Origin of the sequence: Gordonia insulae (assembly GCF_003855095.1) — a bacterium.
Lineage (GTDB): Bacteria > Actinomycetota > Actinomycetes > Mycobacteriales > Mycobacteriaceae > Gordonia > Gordonia insulae.
In genome coordinates, this window is sequence record NZ_CP033972.1 from 1,758,471 (window position 1) to 1,775,708 (window position 17,238).

Here is a 17,238-nt window from a genome sequence, read left to right on the forward strand (position 1 = left end):
CCCGGCACGCGATGTCGTGTGGGACGTTCGGTGCAGACGTCCGCCCCAATCCCGATCCCGCGGAGTCGGCACGCCGTCGAGGTGAAACGTGTTCTAATTCACCTCCGTCAACACCCGTACGAGTCCGATGGATGTCCTGATGCCGAACAACGATTCCCTGAACGCCAACGAGGTCGCGCGGCCCACGTCGTCGCGACGCGACCCCGACTGGCTCCGCGGCCGACTCGCCGATTGGCTGCCGACCGTTGTCGGCGCCCCGGCCACCATCACCCGCCTCGAGATCCCGTCGGCCAACGGGATGTCGAGCGAGACCATCGTGGTCGACGCCGAATGGGAGGGCGTCGCGCATCCACTCGTCGTCCGGGTGGCGCCGATGCCGGAGAGCGACCCGGTGTTCCCCAGCTACGATCTCGATCGTCAGTTCGCGATCATCGGCCACGTCGCGTCGAGCACCTACGTCGCGCTACCGTCCCTCTACTGGTCCGAGCCCGACCCTGCGCGTCTGGGTGCGCCGTTCTTCGTCATGGGACGTGTCGACGGGCTGGTTCCACCGGACGTGATGCCCTACACCTTCGGATCCTGGGTCACCGAGGCCGGTGCCGAGCAACGGGCCACGCTGGCAGAGAAGACGATCGAGACCCTCGCGATGATCCATTCCGCGCCGCCCCCGATGGAATCCCTCGACCTGCCGGCCCCCGGCGAGACACCCTTGCGGGCGCACGTCCGACGACTGCGCGAGTTCTACACGTGGGCCAGTGCGGGGCGAGCCGGCTCCGGCCTGATCGAGCGCGGATTCGCCTGGGTGGACGCGCATTTCCCCGTCGAGTCGGATGCGGTACTGACCTGGGGCGACGCCCGCATCGGGAATGTGATCTACCAGGACTTCACACCCGCGGCGGTGCTCGATTGGGAGATGGCGGCCTACGGTCCGCGCGAGCTGGACGTCGCATGGCTCATCTTCCTGCACCGGTTCTTCCAGGACCTCGCCGAGATGGCCGGCCTGCCCGGATTGCCCGATTTCCTACGGCGCGACGACGTCGCCGAGGCCTACCGGCGCACGTCGGGCCACGAACCTCGCGACCTCGATTTCTACACCACCTACGCAGCCCTCATCCACGCGGTGGTGATGTTCCGTATCCAGTCACGCGCAATCCATTTCGGTCAGGCGGAGGAACCCGCCGACACCGACGACATGATCCTGCATCGGGCCACACTCGAGGCGATGCTCGCCGGGACGTACTGGGAGAAGGTGCGATAGATGCTGTCACCGATGGACGACCACCCCATTCACCAGGTCGCCGAGGTCATCCGCCACGTACAGACCTCCGACCGCAACTTCTACGACCGCTACTACTTCAACTGCCATGGTCCGGAAGAAGATTCACCGTGGCTGATCTTCGGCCTCGGTGTGTACCCGAACCTGGGTGTCACCGACTGTTTCGCCGTCGTGCGCCGTGGCGATGATCACATCGTCGTACGCGCGTCCCGCGCACTCGGCGCCGACCGCACCGACATGCGGGTGGGGCCGTTCACCCTCGAGGTCCTCGACGGTCTGCACCGACTCCGCGTCGCCCTCGAGCCCGGGCACGGCGACCTGTCCTTCGATCTCACGTTCACCGCGACGAGCCCCGCCGCCTTGGAGCCGAGACACTTTCAGCGCCAGATCGAGCGGGTGACCTTCGATACCCAGCGGTTCGTCCAGACCGGGGACTGGTCGGGCGAACTGACGGTCGACGGTCGTCGATTCGGGGTCGAGCCCGGTCCGTGGCGCGGCAACCGCGACCGGTCGTGGGGTGTGCGCCCGGTCGGTGAGGCGGAGCCGCCGGGCCGCAGAGCCGACGCGAAGATCTCCGGCACGTTCTTCTGGATCTACTCGGTCATGCGCTTCGCCGACTTCTCGGTGGTCGTGGTGGTGCAGGAGACCGAGACCGGCGAACGGGTGATGGACGATGCCCGGCTCATCTGGGACGACCCCGCACACGAGCCGGAGTGGCTCGGGCACGTCACCCACGAGATCACCTTCATCCCCGGTACCCGTGAAACCGCCGAGGCCACTCTGCGTTTCACACGTCCATCGGGCAAGGTCGTCACGGTCACCTGCAGTCCGCAGCTGGCGAACCACCTTGCCTTCGGCACCGGATACGGGCTCGAACCCGACTGGCGGCACGGCATGTGGCAGGGCGAACTCAAGGTCGAGGATCTGCATCTCAAGGTCTCCGAGCTCGACCCGACGATGAAGATGTTCTGTGTCACCGACCATTTCAGCCGTTTTGTCCTGTTCGACGGAGAGAACGAGTCCTTCGGCGACGGATTGTTCGAATTCGCGGCGATCGGACCACACGAGCAGTACGGTTTCGCCGAGTACACTGACCCCGCCTGACCGCCCAGCAGGCGCGTCATCGGCGCAGTCGTCATCGCCAGGAGATCCATGTCGAACACACCGTTTGCCGGTCTGTCCCGTCGCGAGTTCCTCACCCGGGTGGGTGCTGCCGGTGGTGGGGCGCTCCTGACGTCGTGGGCCGCGCCGATCATCGACAACGCCTATGCCTCCGCTGATCCGGCCGGTACCGGGTCGCTCGAGGACATCGAGCACATCGTCCTGTTCATGCAGGAGAACCGCTCGTTCGACCACTACTTCGGAACCTATTCCGGCGTCCGCGGATTCGGAGAGCAATCGGCAGCATGGAAGCAGCGTGGCTGGGCGCCAGGAGTCGGCCCCACCCGCCGCGGCCACACCCTGCCGTTCCGGCTCGACACCGCCCACGATGCCAATCTCGACGGCGAGTGCATCAACGACCCCGACCATTCGTGGGAGGGCATGCATCAGGCGTGGAACCGGGGGCGCAACGACGGTTGGCTCCCGATGTCGATCCGGTCGGTGGGGCCCGCCAACGCCCCCGCGCTGATGGGTTACTACGAACGCGAGGACATCCCCGTCCACCGGTCGCTGGCCGAGGCGTTCACGCTCTGCGACAACTACCACTGCTCCGTTCTCGGCCCCACCGACCCCAACCGTCTGTACTGGATGAGCGCCAACCTCGACCCGGGCGGCACCCATGGCGGGCCACTGCTCGAAACCCCCACGCTGATACCCAAATTCGTGTACACCTGGCGCACCATGCCGGAGAATCTCCGCGACGCCGGGGTGAGCTGGAAGATCTACAACAACCGCGACCTCGGGCCGGTGTCCAGTGTGGTCCTCGACGGCATGATGGGCTGTTTCAAGCAGGCCCAGAACCCGAACTCCGAGCTGGCCCGGCGTGGGATCGCACCGACCTACCCGACCGATTTCGCCGCAGATGTGGCCGCCGACCGGCTGCCGAAGGTGTCCTGGGTGATCCCGTCGGCACTGAACTGCGAGCATCCCGCGCTGCCCGCCGCGCTCGGTGCCGTGGGTATCGTCGAACTCCTCGACATCCTCACGTCCAATCGCAAGGTGTGGGAGAAGACCGCATTGATCATCTCCTACGACGAGAACGGCGGATTCTTCGACCACGTGACGCCGCCGACCCCGCCGCCGGGTACCCCAGGCGAGTTCGTCAGCGTGCCCGACATCACCAAGGTCTCGGCATCCAAAGGCATCCGCGGTCCGATCGGGCTCGGCTACCGGGTGCCCTGCTTCGTGATCTCCCCGTACAGCAGAGGCGGGCTGGTGGCCTCCGAGACGTTCGACCACACATCACAGCTCCGCCTCATCGAGGAGCGCTTCGGCGTCGACGTGCCCAACCTCACGCCGTGGCGTCGCGGGGTCGTCGGGGACATGACCTCCACGTTCGACTTCGCGCGCCGACCGAATCCGGCGCGGCCACGTTTCGGCGATCCCCTCCCGGGCGCCCAGAACGCCCTGATCCAGTGCGGACCGAATGTCGCCGCGGGCACTCTCGGCAGGGGTCGGCCGTACCCGGTGCCGCCCAACCGGATGCCGCGCCAGCAGCCCGGGAGCCGACGGGCGCCCAGCGGGGTCGTCGCCGCGGCAGAACCCGGCGGCGGGGCATCCTGAGTCCAGATCTCCGGCGGTCGCCGGTGACAGGAGCGTCACCCGCCGACGCTGTCCGCGACCGCTCCCACCCATCCGCCGACCAACTCGCGCGCGGCCGCGGCATCGGGCGCGATCACCGTGAGCTCGGATTCGCCGGTCGCCGGATCACGCCGGAATCGGGCGACGGTAGCGTGATCGCGCTCCCCGCCCTCTCGACAGTCGGAACGCGCCACCTCGCCGAAGACCTCGGTCAGTAGAACCGGGGCGTCGCGGAGGCGCTTGAATGCCTTGCGTACCGCACGATCACCATGTCGGAGCACGGCGAACCACTCCCCTGACACGCCGGCCAGGTCGACGTCGCCTCCGTCGGCGGTGGTGGAGGGATGGATCGCCGTCAACGACCCCATCGTGTCGGACGCGGCATCGCCCGCGAGGAGGACCCGCAGGTCCGCGTCGACGTCGAAGGACGCGTCGCCGCGGAACTCCCGCAGTGCGGTGACGAGACCGGCCCGCAGGATCGCCCGATCAACCGACCGCGCCACCCCGACCGCCTCACACGCGGACGCCCGTCCCATGGGCTCGACTGCGGGCCGGGCGGCCAGCAGTTCACCGGACCGTGCCACCAGCTCGTCGATGTCTTGGTCGATCCCTCCCCCGCGCGCACGTGAGTCGAGAACCGTTGCTGCGGCGGTGAAAGCATCGGCAGAGCCCCCTCCGGCCGCGAGATCGCCACCGCCCGCGACCGCCACGGCAATGCGATGGAGCGAGCGCCGGTCGAGCGCCGCCCGATGGGCGGCGAGTACCACTGCGCAGCCACGTGCGCTCTCGACCACCTCGACGGCCAGTGGGCGGCCGTCGGTGATCCGCACGCGGCCGGCGACCCGGGCCGCGACGTCCCCGATCCCGGCAGCGTCGATCCTGGCAGCGTCGATCCCGGCAGCGTCGATCCCGGCACTGTCCACACTCGCAACCGCGTCACGCACGACGCAGGACGGTGCATCGGCATCCGGCGGCAACACCTCCGCGACCCAGATGAGCCTGTTCTTCGGAGTGACCCGCAGACGAAGCGCGTCGTGCCGCCGAACCGCCGCATCGACCGTGGCGACATCGACGTCCTCCACCTGGATGACCTCGGTGATGATGTGATCGTCGATATGGTTGTCGGACAGACGTATCCGATGCAGCGCGGGTGTCGGCGGAACCGCGACGGGCTCCGTCATCGCAGTCGTGACGTCGCCGCGACCGGGTTCCTCGACGTCGTGCGTCGCGACCGCTGCCAGCGCCGCGACCGTCCGCAACTCCAACATCTGCCGCGAGGTGATCGCGATTTTCGACCGAACTGCACCGGCCACCACCCGCAATGACGCGATGCTGTCGCCGCCGAGTTCGAAGAAGTCGTCGTCGATGCCGACCGTGTGGAACTCCTCGTCGTCGAGTCCCAGTTCGCGGGCGAAGATCTCCCGCAGGACCGCTTGGGTTTCCGTGGTGGGTTCCCGATGAGCGGCACCGTGTTCCGCACGTGGCGCCGGCAGCGCCCGCCGGTCGATCTTCCCGTTCGGATTGCGCGGGAATCGATCCAGGATCACCACGGCCGCAGGGATCATGGCGTCAGGCAGACGACCGATCAGCGCCGCCCGCAGCCCGGCGCCATCGGACACGTCCGCGTCCGAGAGCCCAGACCGCAAGGTCACATACGCGACCAGCATCGTCGCGCCCGTCGTCTCCGCGGTCACCGGCACGACCACCGCCCCCTCGACGTCGTCGAGTGATTCGAGCGCCGACGAGATCTCGGCGGGCTCGATGCGGACACCACGAAGGGTGATCTGGTCATCGGCGCGACCCGCGACGTGCAGCACGCCGCCGCGGTCCCATCGGGCGAGGTCCCCGGTGCGGTAGAGCCGCGCACCCGGCTGCGCGGCAAACGGATTCGGCACGAAACGGACCGCGGTGTCCGGTGTGCGACCGTGGTAGCCGTCGGCCAGGTGAAGGCCGCCGACATACAGTTCACCGACCACCCCGGGCGCGGCCGGGTGCAGCCACCGGTCGAGAACGTAGAGCGAACAGCCACGCAGCGGCCTGCCGACCGGGATCGCCGCTGCAGCGCCGACATCCGACGTCTCGACGCCCTCGTACCCGGCGACGTCCCCGCACACCTCGGTGCTCCCGTACAGGTTGACCACGCCCGCGTCGGGTGCGGCGACAGCGATCCGGCGCACGGTCTCGGCGGTCAGCGTCTCCCCCGAACACACCCATCTGCGGGCGGACCCCAGTGTGTCGGTCGAACTCTCGGCGAGCACACGCGCCACGGTCGGTACGGTCACCAGGTCGGTGACGCGATGCTCGACGATCTGCGCACCGAGCAGTGCCGGGTCGCGTGCCGTCTCGTCATCCGCGATGACGACCGTGCCACCGGCGCAGAGCACCCCGAACAGTTCGGTCGACGCGTCCACGAAGCCGACGGCGGACTTGGCGACGCCCACCGAGGACGCCCCGATGCCGAAGTCGGACGCCGCCAGACTGATCCGATGTGCGAGTGCCGCATGCGACAGTGTCACCCCCTTCGGGTTGCCGGTGGATCCAGACGTGTAGAGCACCATCGCGGTCGCGGCGGGGTGCGGCGGTGAGGTCCGTGCGTTGTCGGCGGCCGCGTTGTCGGTCAGCATCGACCGATCCAGACAGATCGTCTGTCGACCCGACAGCGTCTGTGCCTGTGCGGCTTCCGTGGTGGGGTCGGTGAGGACCACGGTGGCGTCGCAATCGTCGAGGACGAATCCGATGCGAGCGGCGGGATGGGCGGGATCGACCGGCACACATGCCGCGCCGACCCGCATGACTCCGGCGATCGCCGCGGGTAGCAGTTCGCTGCGTGACAACAGGACGGCGACGCGGTCCCCGGCCCGGACACCGGTGGCGGCGAGCACACCGGCGACGGCGGCGATCGATGCGCCGAGGTCGGCGTAGGCGTGAATTGCGCCACGGAAGACGATCGCCGTCCCGTCGGGATCCCGGGCGACGGCCGCGCGGAGCAGCGTGTCGACGGTCGTCGGACCTTCGAGGAGCGACTCCGGTCCGTGCGCCCACCGGTTCAGGACCCGATCGCGTTCGGGGCCGTCGAGCGCATCGACATCCGACAACCTCGTGTCCGGCGACGACCCCAGGAGGTCCAGCATCGTGGTCAGCCGGCGGGCGATCCGCTCGATCGTCGCGGCATCGAAGAGTGCTGTCGCATAGTCGATCCGTACGTCGATCGCACCGGTGTCGGCGTGCTCGGTGGCGTCGACCGTCAGGTCGAACTTCGCGGTCCCCGGGTCGATCGGCGTCACATCCGTCGGCAGACCGGCGAAGTCGGGTATCCCCCAGGCCGCGCGATACTGCACCAGCACCCCGAACAGCGGATGACGGCTCATGGATCGCACCGGGGCGACCGCGTCGACGACCGCCTCGAACGGGACATCCGCCCCGTCCATCGCATCGAGATCCCCGTCGCGGACGCGCTCGATCACCTCGGCGACCGTCGGGTTGCCACCGAGGTCGGTGCGCAGCACGACGAGGTTCACGAAGAACCCGACCAGTCCGTGCAACGCCGCATCATTGCGTCCGGCCACCGGCGTACCGACGACGATGTCGTCGCCGGCCCCCTCGCCGGCGAGGGTCAATGCGACCGCGGCATGCATCAACATGAACATCGAGACCCGCTGTGCCCGAGCGACATCACCCAACCGTCGGGCGAGGTCCTCGTCGAGCCGGAAGGACTCGCGGCCACCCAGGTAGGTCGTCATCGGCGGACGCGGACGGTCGTACGGGAGGCTGAGTTCCTCCGGCGCGCCGGCGAGTCGACGTCTCCAACGGTCGATTCCCTTGACCGATCGCGGATGATCCCTCAGGGAGCGTTGCCAGTGCGCGTATGCCCGATAGGACACCGGAAGCGGTGCGAACACGGGCGCATGCCGTGCGACACGGGCCTGGTAGGCACGCGACAGATCGGCAACGAGGAGTGGTGAGGACCATTCGTCGCCCGCGATGTGGTGGATCAGCACGAGCAGTGCGCAGGGGCCACCAGTGTGGTGGGGATCATCCTCGCGGACCAGGACGACCTTGATCGGGATGTCCGCGCCGAGATCGAATCCGTGTGCGGCGCAGTCTCGCAGCGCCGCGTCGGTACCACCCGGTTCGGCACACACCTCGGCGCACGCCGACGGTACCCGGGACATCGGCAGCACCCGCTGCCAGGCCCGGCCGGCGGCGTCGTCGGCGATCACGGTCCGCAACGTCTCGTGACGTTCGATCACGTCGCGCACGGCGGCATCGAGCGCTGCCGGGTCGGGCGTTTCGGGCAGGCGCAACACGATCGGGATGTTGTACGCAGCGGTGGCGCCCTCGAGCCGGAACAGGAACCACAGTCGTTCCTGCGCCGCCGACAGTGCCGCCTCGGCCGGATGGCCGGCGTCCGCACCGAGTGCCGGAAAGCGGTCATCATCGCTTCCTGCCCGATGTTCGTCGATGAGGCGGGCGACGTCGGCGATCGTGGGATGGTCGAAGACGTCGCGCATCTCGAGCGATGCCCCGAACACATCCCCGATCCGGTTGAGCAACCGGGTGACGAGCAGCGAATGTCCGCCGAGCGCGAAGAAGTCGTCGGTCAGTGATGATCCACCGCGACCGAGGATCTCGGCGAACGCCTCCGCCACCGACCGCTCGGTGACGCTCGTCGGCGGCGGCCCGCCGGACTCCGTGCCGGGCCACACCGGAGTTGGCAGGGCACGCTTGTCGACCTTGCCGTGTGCCGAACGCGGGATCGTCGGTATCGCCATCACGACCGATGGCACCATGTGTGCCGGAAGCGTTCTCGCGACGTGTGCGCGGACCTGATCGACATCCGGCACCCCCGGACGCGGGTCGGACGCCGACGGGGTCACGTAGGCGACAAGCATGACCTGGTCGTCCGGGCCTTCCCGGGACGCCACCACAACCGCTTCTCCGACGTCCGGCGCATCCGCGACCGCCCGTTCCACCTCGGCCGGTTCCACCCGGACACCGCGGATCTTCACCTGGTCATCGGTTCGGCCGAGCAGCCGCACACGGCCGGTTCGGTCGCGGACGGCGCGATCGCCGGTGCGGTAGATCCGCTCGCCACTTCCTTGCGGGTCGGCGACGAAACACCGGGCCGTCCAATCGGGACGCTCGAGATAGCCACGCGCGAGCTGGATGCCGCTCACATAGAGGTCGCCGACGACGTCTGCGCCGACCGGCCGGAGCCAGCCGTCGAGGATCGTCACGCCGGTCCCGGGTACCGGGGTGCCGATGGTGACGTCGCCGCGCATGGCGTCCTCGGTGGTCACGTCTGCATACGTCGCGTCGCCGGTGACCTCGGTCGAGCCGTAGGAGTTGACCAGTCGGGAATCGGGGGCCGCCTCGATCAGGTTCCGCGCGAGCGATGCCGGCAACGCTTCACCGCTGGACACCCAGAGGTCGAGATGCGGTACGGCGCGAGCATCGCGGCCCGCCCGGTGCCGGTGGACGATCTCACGGATCAGCGACGGCACCGCGGTGAGGTGGGGTGTGCGATGCCGGCGCAGCAAGTCGGCGAGGGCCCGCGGGTCGCGCCCGGACGGCGCGTCGGCGAGCACGATCCGATCCCCACGCACGAGCGCACCGAGGATCTCGGTGATCCCGTCGATGAATCCGACCGGACTCTTCCACAGGGAGGTGCGGATTCGTGCCGCGCTCGCGCGGTCACCGTCATCGCCGAGCCAGTCGCGGGCCGCCCACCGAAGGCGGTTCACCATCGCCTCGTGGGTGACCATCACGCCCTTCGGCACGCCCGTCGAGCCCGATGTGTAGGCGATGCAGGCGAGATGGGCCGGCAGTACCGTCGGTCGCTCGGCGGCCTCGAGCGGCGCGCCGGAATATGCCCCGAGCCGGGCGATCGCGTCGGGCGCGTCGAGGGTGAGGATGCCCGCATCGTCACGTCCTCGACCGAACTCTGTGTTGCTGAGCAGGACCCGCGGCCGTGCGTCGGCGAGGATGTGATCGATCCGGGCGCGGGGGTAGGTCGGATCGATCGGCAGCACCGCCGCGCCGGACAGGATCGCTGCCGCCATGGCGACCACCGCGGACTCGTCGCGAGGTAACACCACCGCGACCCGATCGTCCGATCCGATGCCGTCGGCGATCAGCATGCGCGCGAGTCGATGCACGCGGGTTCGCAACTCGCCGCGGCTCACCGTCACGTCGGCGGCGAGGACCCCCACATCGTCGGGACGACCGCCGAGGGCATGGTGCAACCAGTCGCACAGGGTCGGTGGCGCCGCCACCGCGGGCCGGCGACCCTGCACGGATCCGGCCTCGGTACCGACGGGGAGTCGTCCGATCGGTTGCTGCCACGCATCCGGGTCCGCGGCGGCCCGCAGATGGGCGGCGAGGTCTGTGCCGACGCTGCGGAGATCGTGCTCATCGAACACGGAATCGTCGGCGTCGAGTTGCAGCTCGATCCCACCGTCGCCCGTGCGGCGAACCGTGATGGTGAGTTCCTCGACCGGCCCCCTGGCCAACGAATGGACGGTGACGTCGACGTCGCCGAACCGGAGTCGATCGTCGATCGCCTTGACGTTGAGCCAGATCCGGGGCCGGCCCGGTCCACCGGAACGGGTGATGTCCTCGCCGCGCATCCGGGCGTGCGGCCGGATGCGCCGTACGGCGGCACCGGCCCCGGCGGCCACCTCCGTCACCGTCGCCCAGGGCGTCACCGGGACGCGCAGCGGGACCACGTTGACCACCATGGTCGGTACCGACACGGCCGGCGTGCCCAGGCGATTCATCATCGGATAGCCGAGCACCACATCGTCGCTGCCCGATCGCCCGCCGACGAACGTCGCGACCAGACCGGTCACGGCGTCTGCCCACGATCCGCCGCCGTCGGCACCGAGGCCCGCCAGATGATCGGCCGTCGACGCGTCGACCAGCTCGGTGTGTGACCGTACCGACCGTGTGCGATGCGGTCGCGCGGGTCCGGTCGCCAGGCTCGACACGTTGCCGAGTCCGGCGATCTCCGCGGACCAGAATTCCTTGTCCCGCTGATGATCCGGCGATAGTCGATAGCGCGACTCGTACTCGGTCACATCGCCGACGGGGCCGAACCACGCCGGTCGGCCGGGGGAATCGGTCACCGCGGCGGCGTACAGCTCACCGACGCGTCGGCCGAGGAGGCCGAGACCGTAGAAATCGGCGACGATGTGGTGCGCACGCACGTAGACCACGGCATCGGCCGGCTCGTCTCGGTGCGCTGCGAGGCACAGCACAGCCGCTTCGAGGCACGGAGCGGTCATCGGGTCGAGAGCGGTTCCCGTGCGTCGACGCATCCACTCCCATGCCGCGCCGCGCGGATCGTCGGCTGATGAGAGGTCGACCACCGCGACGTCGGTGACATCGTGCGCCCCGGTGAATTGCACGACTGCGTCGTCGAGCGTCCCGAACGCACAGGACAGTGCGGGCGCCTCCTCGACGGTGGCGCGGATCGCCGCGACGAGGTCGGGGATGGAAACGGCCTCATGGCATTCCCAGGCCTGGGCGACGACGAAGGTCGCCGACGGACCGATCAGTTGCTGCCCGTACCAGACGCCGGCCTGCGCGCCGGTGACCGGTGAGGATGTGGTCAGCTGCGCGGTCATCACGCTCCTCTCACCCGCGGGATGACCAGCGGTGTATGGGATTCGGGGTCGTCGATGATCCGGCACCGGAGGCCGAAGACCTCCTCGATCAGCGCGGCGTCGACGATGTCGGCCGGCCTGCCCTGCGCGACGATGCCGCCGGCCTTCATGGCGACGACGTGGTCGGCATACCGGAACGCGTGATTGAGGTCGTGCAGGACGGCCACCATGGTGCGACCACGATCTCGGTTGAGTTCACTGCACAGATCGAGCAGCTCGATCTGGTGTGCGATGTCCAGGAAGGTGGTCGGCTCGTCCAGCAGGACGAGGGGGGTCTCCTGCGCCAGGACCATCGCCACCCACACCCGTTGTCGCTGGCCACCCGAGAGTTCGTCGACCAGCCGGGCGCTGAGATCGGTGATCGCGGTGGCCGCCATCGCCTCCTGCACGGCCGCCTCGTCCTCCGGTGTCCATTGGCGAAACATCGACTGGCGGGGAAAGCGGCCGCGGGCAACCAGTTCGGCCACCCGGATGCCCTCGGGTGCGACCGACGTCTGCGGAAGCAGGCCGAGACGTCGGGCCACCTCCTTCGCCGGATACGAGCTGATCGACTTCCCGTCGAGGATGACCGACCCGGATCGCGGCTTGAGCAGTCGCGAAAGTGCCCGCAGCAGAGTCGACTTCCCGCACGCGTTGGGGCCGACGATCACGGTGAACTCGCCGTCGGGGATGTCGATCGACAGCGACTCGCTGATGACCCGATCGTCGTAGCCGATGGTGATGTCCTCGGCGCGCAGCCGATTGTCGTGGCGCACCGTCGATTGTGGTGTCGTACTCATTGTCGTCGCGCCTCCTGCGCCAAGAGCCAGACCAGATACACGCCGCCGATGGACGCGGTCACCACACCTACCGGCAACTGCGTGGGTGCGAATGCATGTTGGGCGATGTAGTCACTGCCCACCAGGAGGACTGCGCCCATCGCGGCCGCCGGCGCCAACGCCACTCCCGCGCTACGTGTCAGTCGTCGGGCGAGTTGCGGTGCGGCCAACGCGACAAAGGCGATCGGGCCCGCGACGGCGGTCGCGACCGCCGTCAGCGCGACGCCCAGCACGATCACGAACAGCCTCGTCGGCTCCACCCGCAGACCGAATGCCCTAGCCGTGTCATCGCCCATCTCCAGTACCGGACCCAGGTAGGCGGCGACCATGACGAACGGCACGAGGACGACGGTGACGATCAGCGCGGGAGTCGCATCCGCCCAGGTGATCCCGTTGAGCGAGCCGGCACCCCAGGTCGCCGCCGACAACGCGTCGTCGAGGTCGGCCTTGAGGATGAGCCAGGTGTTCAGCGATGCGAGCATCGCGCTGACCCCGATACCGACGACGATCAGCCGGAATCCCTGGACACCTCGGGTGAACGCGATGACGTAGACGGCGAGAGCCGTGCACACACCGCCCAGCAGCGCGCCGGCCGCCGTACCGTAACGGTGATCACCGCCGATCAGCAGCATGACGACCAGCGCACCGGTGTACGCACCCGTGTTGAATCCGATGATGTCGGGACTACCCAGCGGATTCCGCGTCAGCGACTGGAAGACGGCACCGCTGACCCCCAGCGCGGCACCGAGTACCAGCGCACTCGCCACGCGGGGCATCCGCCATTCGGTGATCACCAGGTTCTCCAACCGGTTCCCGCCGCCGAACAGCGTGTCCAGCACCCGCAATGGCGGCACGTGGAAGTCGCCGGTGCCCAGCGACAGCACGGTGATCAGTGACGCGACGCAGATGAGGAGCAGGACCACCACTGACGAGCGGACACCGATACGGAGCGACGGGGCGCCGCCCGGGCCACGCACGACCAGCACGGAGCGTCCGAAGTCGATCGCGGTCTCATTCACAGCCCACTCGCATTCGCCCTGCGCACCAACACGATCAACACGGGCGCGCCGATGAAGGCGGTGACGACGCCGACCTGCATCTCCCCCGGACGGATCACGACCCGTCCGACGACGTCGGCCAGCAGGACCAGTGTGGCCCCGCCGAGCACGCTGTACGCGACGATCCACCGCTGATCCGGTCCGACGATCCAGCGGGCGATGTGCGGGATCATCAACCCGACGAAGGAGATCGGACCGGCTGCGGCCGTCGCCGCACCGCACAGCAACGTCACCGCGACGGTGCCGAGCACCCGGGTCCGCCCGACGTCGGCGCCGAGTGACCGTGCGGCGTCGTCGCCGAGCGCGAGCGCATTCAGCGAACGTGCCACGAGGACGGCGAGGATCAGACCGACGGCGATGAACGGGAGCACCGCCCCGGTGATCGACAGATCACGTCCGGCAATGGAACCCGCACGCCAGTAGCGCATCTCGTCGAACGCCTCGGGGTCGAGCAGCGTGAGCCCCAGGGTGATCCCGGTGAGCAGGGCGCTGACCGCCACCCCTGCGAGGGTCAGCCGGATCGGCGATGGCGCCCCGCGGCCCATCGAGCCCAGCAGGTAGACCATGACGGCGATCAGTGCGGCGCCGGCGAAGGCGAACCACATGTACGACCAGATGCCGGTCAAGCCGAGCAGGCCGACGGCGATCGCCACGAAGAACGCTGACCCGGCGTTGACGCCGAGCAGTCCGGGGTCGGCGAGCGGATTGCGGGTCATGCCCTGGATGAGCGCGCCACCCACGCCGAGCGCCACACCGACGACGAGCCCGAGAACCGTTCGCGGGAGGCGCAGTTCCCGGATGATGATCTGGTCTGCGGAGTGGTCGTAGGCGAAGAGCGCATGCCACACCGTCTCCAGCGGGATGGTCTTGGCCCCGATGGCGACGCTGAGCGCGCACACCACCAGGAGCACCCCGAGCCCGACGATGGCCCCGACCGCGCGGCGGGTGTTCGATGCGGTGACGGAGAACTCCTCGGCGGTGGCCTCTCGGGCGACGACGGCCGTCATTCGTCCTCGTCGCCGGGATCATGGTGGTCGAGGTTGACGGTCCCGTTGCGCCAGTAACCGTCGACCTTGATCCGGGACTTGGGGACCCCGAGTTCGCGTCGCAGGTGCCGGCGGATCGGCTTGAGGGTGTTGGCCTCTCCCGCGATCCACGCGAAGAACTCCCCGTCCGGGAAGTCGAAGTCGCGGATGGCCCGCTCGAGTAGTCGGCTGTTGCCGGCCTGGCCATCACCCCGATGCAGGTAGTGCACCAGCGCCCCCTCGCGCGGTGCGAGCGCGACCTCCTCGGTCGGGCCGGCCACCTCGATGAATGCGGCGATCCGCTTGCCATCGGGAAGTTCCTCGAACCACCGCCCGATGGCGGGCAGCGCCGTTTCGTCGGCGGCGAGCAGATACCAGTCGTAGCCGGTCGGGTAGATGTGCGAGCCGCGTGGACCGAGCATCCCCAGGCGGTCGCCGGGCGATGCCGTGGCCGCCCATGAGCCACCGACGCCGTGGGTGTGCAGGACGAAGTCGACGACGACCTCCGCACGGTGCTCGTCGAACGCGCGGACGGTGTAGTCCCGGTAGATCGGGCGGGGACCGTCGATCGCCGGCCGGATTCCGTCCGGGCCGATTCCGGGCATGACGATCTCGTCGGTACCGGGTTGCGGGAAGAAGAGCTTCACGTGTTCGTCCGGAGCCATCGGCACGAAGTGGAAGCCCTCGGGATCGGTGCAGGAGAACGTCACCCGTTGCATCTGCGGGGTCAGCGTCTCCGACCGCATCACCTCGATGTACCTCGGGGTGAGGCCGTACATGACCAGGTTGATGTCGGTGTCGTGAGGATCGAGCCGGGCTGTGCTCATCTCATCTCCCTCTCGTGGTTGACCTTCTGGTGGATGGATTTCTCGTCTGCGGGACTCTCGTCTGGGACTCGGACGTCGTCCCCGGACCGGTGTTCGTGCCAGAACCGCACGTATCGGTCACTGCGCGAGAGCAGTTCGTCGTGGGTTCCGACGTCGCCGACGGTACCGCCGTCGAGGAACACGATCTGATCGGCCGCCCGCACGGTCTGCAACCGATGCGCGATGATCAGCCGCGTGCGCCCGTCACCGAGGTGTCGCAGAGCGTCTCGGACCGCTGCCTCGTTCTCCGGGTCGAGCGCCGACGTCGCCTCGTCGAGCAACACCACCGGCGCATCCTTGAGCAGTGCGCGTGCGATCGAGACGCGTTGTCGTTCCCCACCGGACAGCGCGGTCCCGCGATCGCCGACCGGGGTCTCCCAGCCGAACGGGAGGCGGTCGACGATCTCGTCGAGCCGGGCGAGACGGGCGATCCTCACGAGGTCGGCGTCGTCGGCGTCCGGGCGGCCCATGAGCACGTTGTCGCGGATGGTGCCGTCGAACAGGTACACGTCCTGGAAGACCACCGAGATCTGGGCCATCAGGTCCGCTGTACGCAGGTCACGGACATCGACGCCCCCGACCAGAACCTGCCCGGCGTCGACGTCGAAGAATCGCGCGGCCAACCGCACCAGAGTGGTCTTGCCGGAGCCGGACGGGCCGACCACCGCGCACACCCCACCGGGCGGGATGCGCACCGACGCATCGTCTATCACGGCCGTATCCGCGTGGTACCGGAAGGTCACGTTCCGGAACTCGACGCTCGAATCGGTGATCGCCACCGGGTTCACCGGCTCCGCGAGCGGCTCGGTGTGCAGGATGTCGCCGATCTCCTGCAGCGTCTGTTCGGATGCCCAGATCACGCTGCCGGTCCGTCCGAGCGCGGCCACGGCGTCGACGATCAGCGCGGCGAGCACGACGAGCCCGACCGCGACGGCGACGGTGATCTCGCCGAGACCCAGCCGCCACCAGGCGATTCCGAGTACTCCGCCGAGCAGTATTGCCGTTCCGACGGAGAACGCGGTGACGCCGATGATCGCACCGCGGAAGTAGGTGGAAGCCGCACTGCGCATCTGTTCCAGGGCCGCCCGCAACTCGGTGTTGGCGTCGCCGAGCCGACCGTGCGCGCGCAACACCGGCTGCTGCTGGGCGAATTCCAGTACCTGTGCGCCGATCTCCTGGGTCGCGGCGACAGTGCCGCGGTTGCCCGCCCGGAGCAGACGGGCCGCGAGCCGGTAGACGATGGCGAGCAGGACGAGCCCGACGGCGGCCACGGCGGCCGTCGGGAGGTCGACGACGGCGATCACCATCCAGAGTGCGGCCGCGGTGGCGATGGCGCGCACATTGATCGCGGCGATGGCGTTCAACAGCACCGCCAACGAGGTCGTCGCCTCGGTCAGCAACCGGTTCAACGCATCCTGCTGCGCGGGCGTGAACCAGCCGAGCGGCAAGGTCATGACGTGGTCGCCGACACGATGGTGCAGGGTGGCCACCACATCGGTGGTGACCGCGCGCTGTGTCCTCAGCGCCCGACGTTCCAGGGCGAGGGCGAGCGCCGCCGCCACCACGAACATCCCGGCCCACCACCAGGCCCGCGGAAAACGATCGGCGAACAGGTCGACGAGCAGCGGGACCAGCAGCGCGAAGCAGGCGGCTTCGAGAATCGCCGCGACCGCGATCCCCGTGAGCGCGCCGCGCAGGCGCCGGGTCGCATCCGCTCCGACGACGGGCAGGAGGGCACCGATCAGGCCGCCGGACCTCCTCCCATCTGTCGGCATCCCGCCTCCTG

At 68.9% G+C, this 17,238-nt stretch carries 9 protein-coding genes; 3 read left to right on the forward strand and 6 right to left on the reverse strand.

The window, feature by feature from the left end:
• The first annotated feature begins 139 nt into the window (after positions 1 to 139).
• The 3 genes from D7316_RS07985 to D7316_RS07995 are packed head-to-tail and all read left to right on the forward strand — an operon-like array spanning position 140 to position 4,000.
• Positions 140 to 1,258, forward strand: a complete 1,119-nt coding sequence (locus D7316_RS07985) for a phosphotransferase family protein (protein ID WP_124707812.1) — start codon at positions 140 to 142, stop codon at positions 1,256 to 1,258.
• A complete protein-coding gene (locus D7316_RS07990; RefSeq protein ID WP_124707813.1) occupies positions 1,259 to 2,380 on the forward strand; it encodes a hypothetical protein in 1,122 nt (373 codons plus the stop codon).
• 48 nt (positions 2,381 to 2,428) lie between these two features.
• Positions 2,429 to 4,000 carry a phospholipase C gene (locus D7316_RS07995; RefSeq protein ID WP_124707814.1) on the forward strand — a complete coding sequence of 524 codons (1,572 nt, stop codon included), beginning with the start codon at positions 2,429 to 2,431 and terminating at the stop codon, positions 3,998 to 4,000.
• A gap of 35 nt (positions 4,001 to 4,035) precedes the next feature.
• Here the strand turns inward: D7316_RS07995 and D7316_RS08000 are convergent, their stop codons facing one another.
• Genes D7316_RS08000 through D7316_RS08025 form a run of 6 tightly spaced genes read right to left on the reverse strand, consistent with a single transcriptional unit; the run spans position 4,036 to position 17,227 of the window.
• Positions 4,036 to 11,646, reverse strand: coding sequence for a non-ribosomal peptide synthetase (locus D7316_RS08000; protein WP_124707815.1), 7,611 nt, complete (start codon positions 11,644 to 11,646; stop codon positions 4,036 to 4,038).
• Positions 11,646 to 12,464: an ABC transporter ATP-binding protein gene (locus D7316_RS08005; RefSeq protein WP_124707816.1), complete on the reverse strand. Its 819-nt coding sequence runs from the start codon at positions 12,462 to 12,464 to the stop codon at positions 11,646 to 11,648. Before D7316_RS08005 ends, D7316_RS08000 begins: the two co-directional genes overlap by 1 nt.
• Positions 12,461 to 13,522: a FecCD family ABC transporter permease gene (locus D7316_RS08010; protein WP_124707817.1), complete on the reverse strand. Its 1,062-nt coding sequence runs from the start codon at positions 13,520 to 13,522 to the stop codon at positions 12,461 to 12,463. Before D7316_RS08010 ends, D7316_RS08005 begins: the two co-directional genes overlap by 4 nt.
• On the reverse strand, positions 13,519 to 14,568 hold the full coding sequence (locus D7316_RS08015) for a FecCD family ABC transporter permease (protein ID WP_124707818.1): 1,050 nt from the start codon (positions 14,566 to 14,568) through the stop codon (positions 13,519 to 13,521). Before D7316_RS08015 ends, D7316_RS08010 begins: the two co-directional genes overlap by 4 nt.
• Positions 14,565 to 15,413, reverse strand: coding sequence for a siderophore-interacting protein (locus D7316_RS08020; protein ID WP_124707819.1), 849 nt, complete (start codon positions 15,411 to 15,413; stop codon positions 14,565 to 14,567). The genes D7316_RS08015 and D7316_RS08020 overlap by 4 nt, the downstream gene beginning before the upstream one ends.
• Positions 15,410 to 17,227: an ABC transporter ATP-binding protein gene (locus tag D7316_RS08025; RefSeq protein WP_164473749.1), complete on the reverse strand. Its 1,818-nt coding sequence runs from the start codon at positions 17,225 to 17,227 to the stop codon at positions 15,410 to 15,412. Before D7316_RS08025 ends, D7316_RS08020 begins: the two co-directional genes overlap by 4 nt.
• Between the last annotated feature and the right edge of the window lie 11 nt (positions 17,228 to 17,238).

Coding starts and splice junctions, on each gene's coding strand:
- D7316_RS07985 (WP_124707812.1), top strand. CDS start 140: ATGCCGAACAACGATTCCCTGAACGCCAACGAGGTCGCGCGGCCCACG.
- D7316_RS07990 (WP_124707813.1), top strand. CDS start 1,259: ATGCTGTCACCGATGGACGACCACCCCATTCACCAGGTCGCCGAGGTC.
- D7316_RS07995 (WP_124707814.1), top strand. CDS start 2,429: ATGTCGAACACACCGTTTGCCGGTCTGTCCCGTCGCGAGTTCCTCACC.
- D7316_RS08000 (WP_124707815.1), bottom strand. CDS start 11,646: ATGACCGCGCAGCTGACCACATCCTCACCGGTCACCGGCGCGCAGGCC.
- D7316_RS08005 (WP_124707816.1), bottom strand. CDS start 12,464: ATGAGTACGACACCACAATCGACGGTGCGCCACGACAATCGGCTGCGC.
- D7316_RS08015 (WP_124707818.1), bottom strand. CDS start 14,568: ATGACGGCCGTCGTCGCCCGAGAGGCCACCGCCGAGGAGTTCTCCGTC.
- D7316_RS08020 (WP_124707819.1), bottom strand. CDS start 15,413: ATGAGCACAGCCCGGCTCGATCCTCACGACACCGACATCAACCTGGTC.
- D7316_RS08025 (WP_164473749.1), bottom strand. CDS start 17,227: ATGCCGACAGATGGGAGGAGGTCCGGCGGCCTGATCGGTGCCCTCCTG.